Source organism: Massilia sp. 9I, from assembly GCF_902506415.1.
In the GTDB taxonomy this organism is placed as follows: Bacteria; Pseudomonadota; Gammaproteobacteria; order Burkholderiales; family Burkholderiaceae_D; genus Telluria.
This window is the reverse complement of record NZ_LR733275.1, coordinates 2,787,940-2,800,680: the sequence shown is the minus strand read 5'-3', so window position 1 is coordinate 2,800,680 and position 12,741 is coordinate 2,787,940. Positions and strand designations below refer to the sequence as shown.

The following is a 12,741-nucleotide window of genomic DNA, read 5'->3' as shown; positions in this document are numbered from 1 at the left end:
TTAATCCAGCGTCGCCAGGGTAGTCTGTTTCGATCCGGCATCCAGCAACAGGAATTGCGCGCGCGCCGCCTTGAGCGTGGCGACGTCGCGCATCATCGGCTTGGCCTTGACGCGCGGCAGCAGGTGACGACGCTGTGCGGGAGCAGGCGGCAGCACGGCATGTTCGACGGCGAGCGGATACGGCTCGGCGCGGGTGATGCCTTCGTCCGCCGGGCTGCTCGCCAGGCGCACCGTGGCCGCGCCGCCGTCGCAGGGCTGGTCGGTCAGGGTGACACGGCCGGCGCCGTCGATGCATTTGACGATGTCCGAACCAGCGAAGGCAGAGGCGCTCGCTGCGGCCAATGCCGCCACAAGAATGCTGAGAGAGAGGTGACGCTTCATGGTCGACTCCTTTTCTGGAGCCTCCATTGTCCGTGTCGGTCTTACACGCTTCTGTTCGCTGCCTCACCTGTGCGCGGCCTGCGCACAGGAATCTCTCAGCTGTTAGGACGTTCCGCCACCAGCTGCACTTCCAGCAGGAAACCGTAGTGCAGGGCAGGCACCGGCACCACGGCGCGCGCCGGCCGGTGATCGCCGAACACGCCGGCGTAGAAGGTATTGAACCCAGGCCACAACTCAACGTTGGCAAGGTAGGCCGTGCATTGCACCACGTCATTCAAGCCGCAACCGGCCGCGCGCAGGATCTTCTCGCATTGCTCGAACACCGATGCGCACTGCGCGTCGAACGAGGCATCAGGCAGGTTGCGCGCCGGCAGCACGCCCGATACATAGACCAGGCCGCCGCGCGTGACGACGGCTTGCGAATAGTGCCCAGCGGGCGCCGGGAGTTCCGGTGACTGGATGAACTCCATCAAGCGTCCAGCGTCTGCATCAGTTCGGCGAAGCGCGACAGGTCGACGTTGCCGCCGCTGATCAGGATGCCCACGCGCTTAGCCCTAACGTCGACCACGCCGTGCAGCGCGGCCGCAGCGGCCAGGCAGCCGGTCGGCTCGACGATCATCTTCATGCGCTCGGCAAAGAAGGCCATGGTCTGCACCAGCTGGGCGTCGCTCACGGTAACGATGTCGTCGACGCTGCGGCGGATCACCTCGAAATTGTGCTCCCCGATGTGGGTCACCATGGCGCCGTCGGCGATGGTTTTCGGCACGGCGATGTGCACGATCTCGCCCTTGCGCAGCGACTGCTGGCCATCGTTGCCCGCTTCCGGCTCGACGCCGATCACCTTGCAATTCGGCGCCAGCGCACGCGCCGCCAGCGCGCAGCCGGCCAGCAGGCCGCCGCCGCCCAGGCACACCATCAGGATGTCGAGTTCGCCGACTTCCTCGAACAATTCCTTGGCCGAGGTGCCCTGGCCGGCGATCACGTCCGGGTGGTCATAGGGCGGAATCAGGGTCATGCCGCGCTCTTCCGACAGGCGGCGGGCGATCTCTTCGCGGTTTTCGGTGTAGCGGTCGTAGGTGATGACTTCGCCGCCGTATTCCTTGGTCGCCTTGACCTTCAGGGCCGGCGCATCCTGCGGCATGATGATGACCGACTTGATGCCGGCCAGCTTGGCTGACAGCGCGATCGCCTGCGCGTGGTTGCCCGACGAGAAGGTGAGTACACCGGCTGCGCGCTGGGCGTTGTCGAACTTTGCGATCGCGTTATAGGCGCCGCGGAACTTGAAGGCGCCCATGCGCTGGTAGTTCTCGCACTTGAAGAACAGCGTGCCGCCGGACAGTTTGTTGGCCGTGGTCGAGGTCAGCACCGGGGTGCGGTGCGCGGCCCCAAGCAGGCGCTCGGCGGCCAGTTCGACGTCACGGTAGGAGAGGGCGGCGGTGTCTGGCATGTCGGTCTCGTCTAAGTCGAAAATCAACAGTATAGCGAAGGCCGGGGCAGCGGGAGCAGCCACCCTCCGTGCATGGATACAAACGCGCGCTTGCTCTTTTCTTCATTTTGTTCTTTAATTTCTGTAATCACAGAAATAAAGGAATCCATGAGCCTCAGCCCGACCGCACAGAAATTCGTCCTCCATTGGGGCGAGATGGGAACCCGCTGGGGCGTCAACCGGACGGTGGCGCAGATCCATGCGCTGCTCTACCTGTCCGAGCGTCCCCTGACCGCCGACGACATCGTCGAGACCCTGGGCGTGGCGCGCTCGAACGTCAGCAACAGTCTCAAGGAGCTGCAGAGCTGGAAGCTGGTGCGCGTGACCCACGTACTGGGCGACCGGCGCGACCATTTCCAGGCCCTGCAGGATGTGTGGGAGATCTTCCGGGTCATCCTGGAAGAGCGCAAGCGCCGCGAGATCGACCCGACCCTGAGCGTGCTGCGCGAGTGCGCCATCGAAGGCGAAGAGGATACGGAGCTCGACGCCGCGACCCTGGCGCGCATGCAGACCGTGCTGGAGTTCCTCGAGATGCTGAGCACCACCTTCCAGGACTACCAGCACCTGCCGCCGCAGACCCTGCAGCGCATGCTCGCGATGGGCGGCAAGGTGGCGCGCTTCCTCCCGGCGGGCAAGGAGAAACCATGAGCGCACTGACCCTCCATTACGACGGGCGTTGCCCGTTCTGCGTCGCCAGCATGCGCCGTTTGCACGACTGGGATACGGCCAGGCAGCTGGCGTTCGTCGACATGCGGCAGCCCGGCTTCGATCCGGCGCCGCTGGGCGCCGACCTGGAGGCCCTCAACCGCGAGCTGCACGGCCTCACGGCAGAGGGCGAGGTCCTGGTCGGCATCGACTGCATGCTGCGCGCCTACACCCTGGCCAGACGCGGATGGATGGTGTGGCCGCTGCGGGTGCGTGCGCTGCGCCCGGCGCTCTCGCACGCCTACCGCTGGTTCGCGCGCCACCGCTACGCCATCTCGCGCCGCCTCGGCCTGCGCCTGCCGCTGCGCTGCGAGGACGGTGTCTGCAGCGTCGGCAATCCCTTCATGAAATAGGAGGCACTATGAGGAACGATGCGGCAAGAATCTGGACGATCCGCTGGCTGTACGCGGTCGCGGCGGGACACGTGCTGGTGGGGGCGCTGCTGCCCTGGTTCGCCGGCGATCCGGTCTTCGGCGCCTACCACGGCGGCATCGAGAGCGCCTTCTGGCAGGCGGGTGCCCCTTTACAAGCGCGCGGCCTGCAGGTCTGGTGGATTTCGCTGTTCGGACCCACCGTCCAGCTGATGGCGCTCTTCATGATCGCCCTGATCCACCTGGCGGACCGCCTGCGCCAGCCGCAGGTCTGGCTCTGGCTGGCGGCAGGGCTGCTGGTCTGGGGGCCGCAGGACATCCTGGTTTCGCTGCGCGCCCAGGTGTGGCCGCACGTGTGGATCGACCTGTTCGCGCTCTTGGTGCTGGTGCCGCCGTTCGTGTACCTCTGGCGCCGCGACAAGGCCGCCATGGAGGCGGCATGAACACGCACCTGGTGGCCTTGCAACTGATGGCGGCGCAGGGCTGCCTCGGCGCCTTCGACACCCTTTACCACCACGAGCTCACCGAAGCGCTGCCGCAGCGCGCCACCGCCCGCCGCGAACTGGCAATCCATGCGACTCGCGCCTCGATCTACGCGCTGCTGTTCATCGGGCTCGCGTGCTGGGAGTGGCACGGCGTGTTTGCGATTCTCCTGCTGGCCATCTTCGCGGTCGAGATCGTGCTGACCTTGTGGGACTTCGTCATCGAAGACCGCACCCGCCTGTTGCCGGCCACCGAGCGCGTCATCCATACGGTCCTGGCCATCAACGGCGGCGCCTTCATCATGCTGCTGGTGCTGCAGTTCCCCGACTGGTTTGCCCGGGCGACGAACATGGTGTGGAATCCGCAAGGCTGGCTCAGCGTGTTCCTGGTCGCGTGCGGTCTAGGGGTCGGGCTTTCCGGGCTGCGCGATGCGCTCGCCGCGCTGCGCCTCGGCCGCCACAAGAACGGCGATAGCGCACCGCCCCTGTCCTTCGACACCTGCAAACGCACCGTCCTCGTCACGGGCGCCACCGGCTTCATCGGCCAGAACCTGGTGCGCGCGCTGCTGCGCGACGGCCACGGGGTGATCGCCCTGAGCCGGCAGCCGAAGCAGGCCGCCTGGACCTTCGACGGCCAGGTGCGCTGCATCGACTCGATGGAGGCGCTGTCACCGGATACCCGGGTCGACGTGGTGGTCAACCTGGCGGGCGCGCGCATCCTCGGTCCGCGCTGGAGCGCGGCGCGCAAGGAAGCGCTGCGCCGTAGCCGCATCGGCCTGACGCGCCAGCTCACTAGCTGGATCGCGCAGGCGCGGCACAAGCCCTTCCTGCTGTTGAACGCCTCCGCGATCGGCTACTACGGCATCCAGCGCATCGGCGACGGGACGGCGCTCGACGAAGCCTCGCCGCCGCAGCCGATCTTCATGTCCGACCTGTGCCGCGAATGGGAAGAGACGGCGCGCGAGGCCGCGCAGTACGGCGTGCAGGTCGAATGCATGCGTTTCGGACTGGTGCTCGGGATGGGCGGCGCCTTGCCGATGATGCTGCTGCCGATCCTGCTGGGCGTGGGCGGTAGGCTGGGAAGCGGCAGGCAGTGGCTGTCCTGGATCCACGTCGACGACGTCGTGCGCGGCATGGCGCACCGCTGGCAGCAGGCGCTGGGCAGCGGCGCGCCGGGCACGGGCGCCACCAACTTCACGGCGCCCGAATGCGTGACGCAGTCCGAATTCAGCCGGGTCGCCGCGCGCACCTGGCGCCGCCCCAGCTTCATGCCGACACCTGGCTGGCCGATGCGCATCGCGCTGGGCGAGCAGGCCGACCTGCTGCTGGAGGGCCAGCGCGTGGCGCCACGGCGCCTGCAGCGGGAAGGTTTCGTGTTCCGCTACCCCACGCTGGCGCAGGCCCTGCAGAGCCTGCGCTAGCCTTCAGCGCGCTGGACGATGAGATATACGTGCTTCTGCGGGTACTGGTCGAATTCGAGGTGCCTGCACACGCAGCCGCCCTCGGCGACCAGCGCCAGCAGGGCGGGGATGCCCAGGGTGCTGTAATGGACCAGCGGGCCCATGGTGGCGTCGTCGTGCTCGTGCGGGGCATCCAGGCCGCCGGCGCTGAACACCATGACGCCGCCGGCATCCAGCATTCCCATGAGCTTGAGCATCAAGGGGCGCTGCTCTTCCAGGCGCACGTGCCACATGCTGTCCCAGGCCGTGATGAAGCGATAGCTGCGCGGCGGCTGCCAGGCGCAGATGTCGGCGTGGTGCAGAGTGACGCCAGGGTCGGCCGCCTGCGCCAGGGCCAGCATGCGGCTTGAAACGTCGATGCCTTCGATCTCCAGGCCATGTGCGCGCAGCAGCGGGTTGAAGCGCGTATTGCAGCCGCAGCCGACGTTCAGGGCCCAGCCACGCGCGCCGTCGCCAAGAAAGGCGAGGGCGCGTTCGTGCTGCTTGATGCCGTTGAGCGGGTCGAAGTCCGCATCCAGCCAGCGCTCGGCCAGCTGGTCGTAGGCGGCGGCCGTGTCGGTCATGGGAGCGGGATCAGCCGGCCAGCGGCAGCGCCAGCTGCAGCAGCAGGCCGCCGCCTTCGCGGTTGCTGACGGTGAGCTCGGCGTTGTGGCGGGTCAGCACGCGCTCGACGATCGCCAGGCCCAGGCCGGCGCCGTTGGCCTGGCCACGGGCGCTGTCCAGGCGCGTGAAGGGTTTGAGCAGCTGGTTGATCTGGTCTTCCGGCACGCCCACGCCGTGGTCGCAGATCTCGATGACGGCGCGGCGGCCGTGGCCGGTCGCTTTCACGCGCAGGACGATCGCAATCTCGGTGTAATCCTGGCCCGGCGTCTTGCCGTACTTGCGGGCGTTCTCGATGATGTTGTTGACCACGCGCCGCAGGTCGGTTGCGTTGCCCATCACGTGCACGCCCGGCATCAGGTCGACCTGCACGCGCAGGTCGCGGATGCGGCCCGCTTCGCGTCCGACCTCGGACAGCATCTCGGAAAGGTTCACCGCGATAAAGGTGGCGGCATCGGTCGGCTTGGCGTAGTCGAGGAACTGGCCGATGATCGCGTCCATCTGGTGGATGTCCGACTGCATGCCTTCGCGCGCGTCCTGCGCCAGGTTGGCCATCTCGATTTCGAGCTGCATGCGCGCCAGCGGCGTGCGCAGGTCGTGCGAGATGCCGGCCAGGAGCACGGCGCGGTCCTTCTCGACCTGGGCCAGGTCCTCGACCATCTGGTTGAAGCTGCGGTTCGCTTCAATTATCTCCTGCGAGCCCTTTTCCGGCAGAGGGGCCGGCCTCTCGCCCTTGGCGATGGCGCGCGCGGCGGCCGTCAGGCGCGCCAGCGGGCGGTTGACCAGCGAGGAAACGAAGGCCGCGCCGATCAGCGACAGCAGACCGACCAGCGTGGCCCAGCCAAGCCACTGCACCCCCGACGGCGACAAGCGCTCGCGCTCGAGCATCAGCCAGTATTCGTCTTCGTCGATGTTGAAGCTGATGTAAAAGCCCGGCACCCCGTTCACGCCGCTGGAGAAGCGGGTCTGCTTGCCGAGGCGCTCGCGCACGATCGCCGAGATTTCCGGCATCAGGGGATTGGTGGGCGGCTCGACCAGGTCGTCGTCGTTCTTCGTCAGGACCCGGATGCCTTCGTTGAGCACCAGTTCGAGCAGCAGTTCGCGCCGCTGCGCGGGCGCCGAGTGGATCAGGGCCGCCCGGGTAATGGTGACCGCCGATATCGCCAGCTGGGCGGTTTGCTCCACCTGCGGGCCGCGCTGGAAAGCGCTGATGATGCCGATCCACGAACCCATCGAGGCTGCCGTGAGCAGCGACATCAGCATGAAGGTGCGCCAGAACAGACCGCTGCGGTACCAGGCGAAACGGGCGGCGCGGCGCGCCGCCGAGAGCGGGGCGAACACTAGCGCGGCTGCCCTTCAGGGATGAACACGTAGCCGAGACCCCAGACGGTCTGGATGTACAGCGGGCTGGAAGGATCGGGCTCGATCAGCTTGCGCAGGCGCGAGATCTGCACGTCGAGCGAGCGGTCGAAGACTTCGTATTCGCGGCCGCGCGCGAGTTCCATCAGCTTCTCGCGCGACAGCGGCTGGCGCGCGTGGCGTGCGAATACCTTGAGCACCGAGAATTCGCCGGTGGTCAGGGGCACGGTCTCGCCGTTCTTCTTGAGGGTGCGGGTGCCGAGATCGAGCACGAAGTCGCCGAACTCGAAGGTCTGCGGGGTTTCGCTCGGCGCGCCCGGGATCTCGTCCGGGCCCTTGCGGCGCAGGACCGCGCCGATGCGGGCCACCAGTTCGCGCGGATTGAAGGGCTTGGGCAGGTAGTCGTCGGCGCCCATCTCGAGGCCGACGATGCGGTCCACGTCCTCGCCCTTGGCGGTCAGCATGATGATCGGGGTCTGGTCGCCGGCGCCGCGCAGGCGGCGGCAGATCGACAGGCCGTCCTCGCCCGGCAGCATCAGGTCCAGCACCAAGAGGTCGTAGCGCTCGCGCAGCCACAGCTTGTTCATGGCCGGCGCGCTTTCCGCGGTCACCACCTGGAAGCCCTGTTCGGTGAGATAGCGGCGCAGCAGGTCGCGCAGGCGCACGTCGTCATCCACCACCATGATCTTGGCGGTGTGGCCGCCCTGGGTACCCGGAGCGCCGTTGGTGGCAGTGGCTGTAGTGTTGGTCGCGTTCATATCGAATCCAGAATTGTCAGAATCATGTCGCTATGGTAACGTCTTATCGCTTGGTCATCGCGTTCGGATGGCTCAGCCATTACATTGTGTTACAAACTTTACCCAATCGGTCTTACTCCCCTCACGGTATGCACATACACTGGCTGCAAGTGGAAATCACAGCTTATCTGTTTATAGGGCATCACGGAAGAGGGACACCATGAACAACGTGCACACCAAAACCCAGGCAGTCAACGAACGGCTGGCGCGCTTCGTCAAGCATGGCGTCGTGGCTTGCATGCTGGCCTGCAGCGCCGCCGGCGCCATGGCGGCCGGACAGGATCGTGGCCCGCGCCGTGAAGACATGCAGCAGCAACAGCAGTCGATGCGCGAGCGTTTCGACACCCGGTCGCAAGACCAGCGCAACGACCGCGGCTACGAAATGCAGATGCGCGAAGAAGCCATGCGGCGCGAAGCCGAGCAGCAGGCCCGCGTCCAGCAACGCGACGATGCGCGCCGCGGCCGCACCATGACGCCCGACGAGCGCCGCGACCTGCGCCGCCAGATCAACGAAGCAGGCGTAGACTTGTATCCGAACGCACGCCGCCGCTGAGCCGGCCGGCATCCCATCGACGGCGCCTGCGGGCGCCGTCGTCGTTTTAGCGGATACTTCCCCCACAAATGGGGTTTCTTTTAAGAAATCTTGTTGCCATATGTTTATTTGCGTGACGCAACATGCTAGAGTGATGCGCAATGATTCAGTGGGGAGAGTGTCGTGTCCAACTCCGTAGTACCCAGTCCTGCGCCGGCCCGGCCTGCAGCTGCCGCGTCCGTTCCCCCGGGCCCGGAGTCCTGCATCGCGCGCGAAGCCGACGGCGTCTATTGCGACGTGGCCGCCCTCGGCCCCACGCTGCTGGCGGCGGTCGAGAGCATCCTGCTCAGGAACCAGTATTTCGTCGGCCTGGATTATCCGGTGCTGATCAAGGCCCTGTTCGGCCATGGCCCGGACCTGCCGCGCAGCAGCCGCGGCGAGACCCTGGTACGCCTGGCTGACGACATCCAGGCTTTCGAGCCAAAGCGCCGCGCTCTGTACCGCGCGGTCAAGATCGCCGACGGCCAGGCCGAGTATTACTTCGAACCCGTGTTCATGATCGATGCCGAGGGCGTCGAGCAGCCGACCCGGCTCGACATCGACGAGTTCATCGCCGACATGTGGATGAAGGGCATCCGCTTCGGCGTCGACGTCGCAGCCGTGACGGACGCCATCAGTTCCGGCGCCACCGGCCGCATCGTGGTGGCGCGTCGCCTGGCGCCGAAACCCGGCCAGGATGCCAGCGTGGTCGAGGTCTCGAACGAACTGCATCGCAGCGACGCCCCGCGCCAGCTCGCCAACGGCAAGCTCGACCTGATGAGCTTCCAGAACCGTTTCCCGCAGGTGCAGCGCGGCGTGCGCCTGCTGCGCAAGCTCCCGCGCGTGCAGGGCGAGCCCGGTTTCGACCTGTCCGGCATCGCGCTGGCGCCGGAGATCCCGGCCGACCTTGAACTGAACGAATGGAGCGGCCCGGGGACGGTTGTCGACCGCATCGCCGAGGGCGAGTTCGTGGTGGCGATCCAGGACGGCTTCCTGAACGTCGAGGGCAACCGCCTCTCGGTGGGCGACAAGATCGTCAGCCACGACGGCGTCAGCGCGAAAACCACCGGCAACCTGCACCTGGAAGGCGACTACGAGGAGTTCGGCGAAGTCCAGGAAAACCGCGTGGTCGAAGGCGAGAGCATCACGGTGCACGCCGACGTGTTCGGCAACGTCGTCTCGCGCGGCGGCGTGGTACGCCTGAACCGCAACCTGATGGGCGGCAGCGCGCGCAACGCCGACGGGCCGATCATCGTGGCGGGCGTTGCCTCGGGCGCCACCATCCAGAGCGCGAACGGCGAAGTGAACCTGCAGCGCGCCGAGAACTGCACCATCTCCGGGACCCGGGTCACGGTGGTGGAAGCGCTCAACTGCGACATCATCGCCGACGTGGTCGAGGTCACCCAGGCCGAGGGCTGCGCCATCGCCGCCAAGCGAATCGCCATCGAGTGCGCCGCACCGCGCGGACACAGCGAGATGCGGGTCTTCGTACTGCGTCCCGACTGCACCCGCGTCGATGCGGCGATCGGCATGATCGGCGAGCGCATCGCCCAGTTCGGCCAGCTGATCGAGCAGCGCCGCGGCGCGATGGCGGCGGTCGCCGCCCAGCCGGAAGTGGCCAGCTACGTCAAGCTGGCCGGGCGCGTGCGCAAGGGCGAGCTGGTACTCACGCCGGAACAGCAGACCGCCTTCAAGAAGCTGTCAGCCGGCGCCGCGCCGGCGCTCAAGCAGATGTCCACCTTGTCGCAGGAAATCAAGAATATCGAGGCCGAGCAGCAGTCCGGCACGGCGCTGCTGGCGCGCCTGCAGGCGCAGCGCGCCGAGCACAGCGGCGCGGTCAGCGTGGCAATCGGCCAGGTCAGCGGCGACGTCACGGTACGCGCGCTGAACGTCGAGCCGGATACCGCCGCGGCCGAGCGCAGCAGCGTACACAACCTGGCGCCGCGCGAGATCAAGGCGCGCCTGCGCGACGCCAGCGGCGCCGAGCTGCTGTTCGCCGGCAGCAGCGGCACCTTCAACTGGAGCACGGCCGAAGCCGAGGCCTCGTGAATCGCGCCTAGTCGCAGGGACAGTCGTCCTGCGCCGGCCTGATGGCGGTGGTCTGGTGGAAGGTATTCTTCCAGCCTTCCGACTGGCGTACCCACACGTGCACGTAACGCCCGCGGAAGGGCTTGGCGGAGGCGCCCGCCTGGAGCGAGCGGAACACGCCGGTCGACAGGGCGGTGCTGCCGCCGCTCAATATCTGCACCTCGTTCGACTCGATTTCATACACGCGGAAGCGGAAATCATCGCGATCGAGCGCGCTCAGGATTTCGGTCTTGCTGCGCACCCGGCCACGGCTGTCGATATGGTAGTACTGGCGGTCCATCAGGTGGCGCAGCGCGGCGATATCGCGTTTCAGGACGGCCTGGGCGCGCTGGCGCTCCAGCCCGGCAAGCATTGCCTCGAGATCGACTTCGCCGGCGGCAATGGCGCGCTCGCTCTGGAAGCCGGTTGCAAGGATCGGAGCCGGCAGCATCAGGGCCGCGAACAGGGCGGCAAGGCGGAGCGGCGCTGACATACGAATTCCTCCAGAACGGACACAGGCGTGCAGCCACATCATACTCCCGGGGGCGCTGAACAGGAAAACCACAGGCGGGCACGGCAGTCGTGAATATTGCTTTATGTTCATGTATATTGCATATGCTCAGCTTATTTTGTAAGTACATGCCTACTCTCCGACGCCTCTTCGCGGCAGCCTGCCTCATGGCCAGTTGTCACGCCCAAGCCGACATCCGGTCCCGCATCGCCGAGGCCGAGCGCGTCGCCAATACCGATTCGCAGCGCGGCCTGTCGCTGCTGGACGCTCTGGCGCGGGACGTCGCGCAGGGGCCCCTGGCCGAGCGCCAGGCGGTGCGCGAAAGCACTTGCTGGCTGCTTGGCCAGAGTGCGCCGGCGCAGGCGCTCGAGCTGGTGCGCAAGGCGGAGGGCGAAGCGACCGCCATGCTGCGCCTGTGCGGCGGCTACGCCCTGGAGCAGCTCGACCGGCGCGAGGAAGCCCTGGCCGAGTACGAGGCCGGCGTGCTGGCCGGGCGCCGCGCAGGCAACGACAGCGTGCTGGCGCGCGCATTGGCGCTGCGCGGCGAGCAGCGCTACGTGCGCGGCCTGTATGCCGGCGCCATCGAAGACCTGAAGGCCGCGCACGCGCTCCAGGCGCGCCTGGACGAACCAGGCCAGCGCCGCTATGTGCTCAATGCACTCGCCAATCTGTACGCCGACCGCAACGTGGGGGACTACGACGCCGCCCTCGCCAGCTACCGCGACTTGCTGGTCGAGCATGAAAAATCGGGCAACCGGCAAAACATCGCCACCGCGCACTTCAACATTGCCAGCACGTACGAGAAAAAAGGGAACCTGGGCGCCGCCCGTCCGCATTTCGAGCAAGCCCTGGCGATCGATCGCGCGCGCGGCGCCGCCGCCGATATCGCCACCGACCAGCGCGCCTATGCCGTCCTGTTGTCGAAGCTGGGCGAGGACGCGCAAGCGCTGCGGCTGCTTGACCAGGCGCTGGCGCTGGCGGCCGGCGACGAGACGCTCGTCTCCGCTATCCGCCTGTCGCGCGGGGCCGCATTCCGGCGCGCCCGAATGCCGGTCCAGGCGCTGGCGGAGTTCAGCGCGGTGCGCCGCTTTTATGAAGCGCCGCGCAACGAACGCTTCCTGCAAAAGCTGTTCGAAGAGGAGAGCCTGGCGCGCGCCGCGATGGGCGACTGGAAGGGGGCTTATGCCGCCCAGGGACGGATGATGGCGGCGCAGGAGGTCCTGAACCAACAGATGCTGGACGAGCGCACCACGCGCTTGCGGGTACAGTTCCAGTCGGAGCAGGCGCGCGCGCGGAACACCGAACTGCAGTACCAGAACAGCGTCCAGCGGCTGGAACTGGACAAGGGACGCGATGTTCGCCGCTGGCAGCTGGCGGCGCTCGCCGCGAGCGCCGGCGTGATCCTGCTGCTGGCGGCATTTGCCATGCACCAGCGCCGCCTCGGCTCGCGCATGCGCGACCTCGCGCTGACCGACGAACTCACGCGCCTGCCGAACCGGCGCCACCTGATGGCGCTGGGCTTGCGCGTGTTTTCGGACGCGGCGCCGCTATCGGTGGCAGCGCTCGACATCGATCACTTCAAGCGCATCAACGACCGCTTCGGCCACGCTATCGGCGACCTGGTCCTGCAGCGCGTCGCCCATGCCTTGCAGGCGGCGCTGCGCGAGGGCGACGTGGCGGGACGGACAGGCGGCGAGGAATTCGTCGCGCTGCTGCACGGCGCCGGCGAGCTCGATGCCATGCGCGCCGCCGAGCGCCTGCGCAGCGCTGTCGAACGCATGGATTGCAGCGGCCTGCCGGCGGGACTGGCGCCGAGCATCAGCATCGGCGTGGCGCAGCGCACGCCTGGCGAATCGCTGGACGCACTGCTGCAGCGCGCCGACCAGGCGCTTTATGCAGCCAAGGAAGCAGGGCGCAACCGCGTGTCCATGGCCGCCTGACCCGGGGGCGC

14 protein-coding genes are annotated in these 12,741 nt (G+C 67.4%); 7 read left to right on the top strand and 7 right to left on the bottom strand.

All coding sequences use genetic code 11. From position 1 onward, the window contains the following. From GV068_RS12555 to GV068_RS12545, 3 genes are all read right to left on the bottom strand, one after another. On the bottom strand, positions 1-381 hold the full coding sequence (locus GV068_RS12555; RefSeq protein ID WP_159697983.1) for a DUF4124 domain-containing protein: 381 nt from the start codon (positions 379-381) through the stop codon (positions 1-3). 95 nt (positions 382-476) lie between these two features. Continuing rightward, a complete protein-coding gene (locus GV068_RS12550) occupies positions 477-851 on the bottom strand; it encodes a RidA family protein (RefSeq protein WP_159697980.1) in 375 nt (124 codons plus the stop codon). Then, on the bottom strand, positions 851-1,828 hold the full coding sequence (locus GV068_RS12545; protein WP_159697977.1) for a threo-3-hydroxy-L-aspartate ammonia-lyase: 978 nt from the start codon (positions 1,826-1,828) through the stop codon (positions 851-853). The genes GV068_RS12550 and GV068_RS12545 overlap by 1 nt, the downstream gene beginning before the upstream one ends. Positions 1,829-1,975: 147 nt before the next feature. Here GV068_RS12545 and GV068_RS12540 point away from each other — a divergent pair, with 147 nt between their 5' ends. From GV068_RS12540 to GV068_RS12530, 4 genes are read left to right on the top strand one after another with little or no spacing between them, the layout of a single operon-like run. Further along, positions 1,976-2,515: a GbsR/MarR family transcriptional regulator gene (locus GV068_RS12540; protein WP_159697974.1), complete on the top strand. Its 540-nt coding sequence runs from the start codon at positions 1,976-1,978 to the stop codon at positions 2,513-2,515. Next, on the top strand, positions 2,512-2,925 hold the full coding sequence (locus GV068_RS25225; protein ID WP_229464145.1) for a thiol-disulfide oxidoreductase DCC family protein: 414 nt from the start codon (positions 2,512-2,514) through the stop codon (positions 2,923-2,925). The genes GV068_RS12540 and GV068_RS25225 overlap by 4 nt, the downstream gene beginning before the upstream one ends. A gap of 8 nt (positions 2,926-2,933) precedes the next feature. Beyond that, positions 2,934-3,386: a cell division protein gene (locus GV068_RS25220; protein ID WP_229464143.1), complete on the top strand. Its 453-nt coding sequence runs from the start codon at positions 2,934-2,936 to the stop codon at positions 3,384-3,386. Then, complete coding sequence (locus GV068_RS12530; RefSeq protein ID WP_159697971.1) at positions 3,383-4,846, top strand: TIGR01777 family oxidoreductase; 1,464 nt, start codon at positions 3,383-3,385, stop codon at positions 4,844-4,846. Before GV068_RS25220 ends, GV068_RS12530 begins: the two co-directional genes overlap by 4 nt. Here the strand turns inward: GV068_RS12530 and GV068_RS12525 are convergent. Genes GV068_RS12525 through ompR form a run of 3 tightly spaced genes read right to left on the bottom strand, consistent with a single transcriptional unit; the run spans position 4,843 to position 7,527 of the window. Next, on the bottom strand, positions 4,843-5,448 hold the full coding sequence (locus tag GV068_RS12525; RefSeq protein ID WP_159697968.1) for a class I SAM-dependent methyltransferase: 606 nt from the start codon (positions 5,446-5,448) through the stop codon (positions 4,843-4,845). The two genes, GV068_RS12530 and GV068_RS12525, sit on opposite strands and share 4 nt — an antisense overlap. Before the next feature lie 10 nt (positions 5,449-5,458). Continuing rightward, positions 5,459-6,826 (bottom strand): ATP-binding protein, encoded by a 1,368-nt coding sequence (locus GV068_RS12520; protein WP_159697965.1) that lies wholly within the window; start codon positions 6,824-6,826, stop codon positions 5,459-5,461. Further along, the gene (ompR, locus tag GV068_RS12515; protein ID WP_051306146.1) at positions 6,826-7,527 is read right to left on the bottom strand and encodes a two-component system response regulator OmpR; all 702 of its coding nucleotides are present in this window, start codon (positions 7,525-7,527) and stop codon (positions 6,826-6,828) included. The genes GV068_RS12520 and ompR overlap by 1 nt, the downstream gene beginning before the upstream one ends. 274 nt (positions 7,528-7,801) lie before the next feature. Here ompR and GV068_RS12510 point away from each other — a divergent pair, with 274 nt between their 5' ends. Both GV068_RS12510 and GV068_RS12505 read left to right on the top strand, forming a co-directional pair. Beyond that, positions 7,802-8,194, top strand: coding sequence for a hypothetical protein (locus GV068_RS12510; protein WP_159697959.1), 393 nt, complete (start codon positions 7,802-7,804; stop codon positions 8,192-8,194). A gap of 162 nt (positions 8,195-8,356) precedes the next feature. Then, positions 8,357-10,261, top strand: coding sequence for a flagellar assembly protein A (locus GV068_RS12505; RefSeq protein WP_159697956.1), 1,905 nt, complete (start codon positions 8,357-8,359; stop codon positions 10,259-10,261). 7 nt (positions 10,262-10,268) lie between these two features. Here GV068_RS12505 and GV068_RS12500 read toward each other — a convergent pair whose 3' ends face one another. Beyond that, positions 10,269-10,772, bottom strand: coding sequence for a nuclear transport factor 2 family protein (locus GV068_RS12500; protein WP_159697953.1), 504 nt, complete (start codon positions 10,770-10,772; stop codon positions 10,269-10,271). 146 nt (positions 10,773-10,918) lie between these two features. Between GV068_RS12500 and GV068_RS12495 the strand changes: the two genes are divergently transcribed. After that, positions 10,919-12,730: a tetratricopeptide repeat-containing diguanylate cyclase gene (locus GV068_RS12495; protein ID WP_159697950.1), complete on the top strand. Its 1,812-nt coding sequence runs from the start codon at positions 10,919-10,921 to the stop codon at positions 12,728-12,730. Positions 12,731-12,741 lie beyond the last annotated feature (11 nt).

Coding starts and splice junctions, on each gene's coding strand:
- GV068_RS12555 (WP_159697983.1), bottom strand. CDS start 381: ATGAAGCGTCACCTCTCTCTCAGCATTCTTGTGGCGGCATTGGCCGCA.
- GV068_RS12550 (WP_159697980.1), bottom strand. CDS start 851: ATGGAGTTCATCCAGTCACCGGAACTCCCGGCGCCCGCTGGGCACTAT.
- GV068_RS12545 (WP_159697977.1), bottom strand. CDS start 1,828: ATGCCAGACACCGCCGCCCTCTCCTACCGTGACGTCGAACTGGCCGCC.
- GV068_RS12540 (WP_159697974.1), top strand. CDS start 1,976: ATGAGCCTCAGCCCGACCGCACAGAAATTCGTCCTCCATTGGGGCGAG.
- GV068_RS25225 (WP_229464145.1), top strand. CDS start 2,512: ATGAGCGCACTGACCCTCCATTACGACGGGCGTTGCCCGTTCTGCGTC.
- GV068_RS25220 (WP_229464143.1), top strand. CDS start 2,934: ATGAGGAACGATGCGGCAAGAATCTGGACGATCCGCTGGCTGTACGCG.
- GV068_RS12530 (WP_159697971.1), top strand. CDS start 3,383: ATGAACACGCACCTGGTGGCCTTGCAACTGATGGCGGCGCAGGGCTGC.
- GV068_RS12525 (WP_159697968.1), bottom strand. CDS start 5,448: ATGACCGACACGGCCGCCGCCTACGACCAGCTGGCCGAGCGCTGGCTG.
- ompR (WP_051306146.1), bottom strand. CDS start 7,527: ATGGTGGTGGATGACGACGTGCGCCTGCGCGACCTGCTGCGCCGCTAT.
- GV068_RS12510 (WP_159697959.1), top strand. CDS start 7,802: ATGAACAACGTGCACACCAAAACCCAGGCAGTCAACGAACGGCTGGCG.
- GV068_RS12500 (WP_159697953.1), bottom strand. CDS start 10,772: ATGTCAGCGCCGCTCCGCCTTGCCGCCCTGTTCGCGGCCCTGATGCTG.
- GV068_RS12495 (WP_159697950.1), top strand. CDS start 10,919: ATGCCTACTCTCCGACGCCTCTTCGCGGCAGCCTGCCTCATGGCCAGT.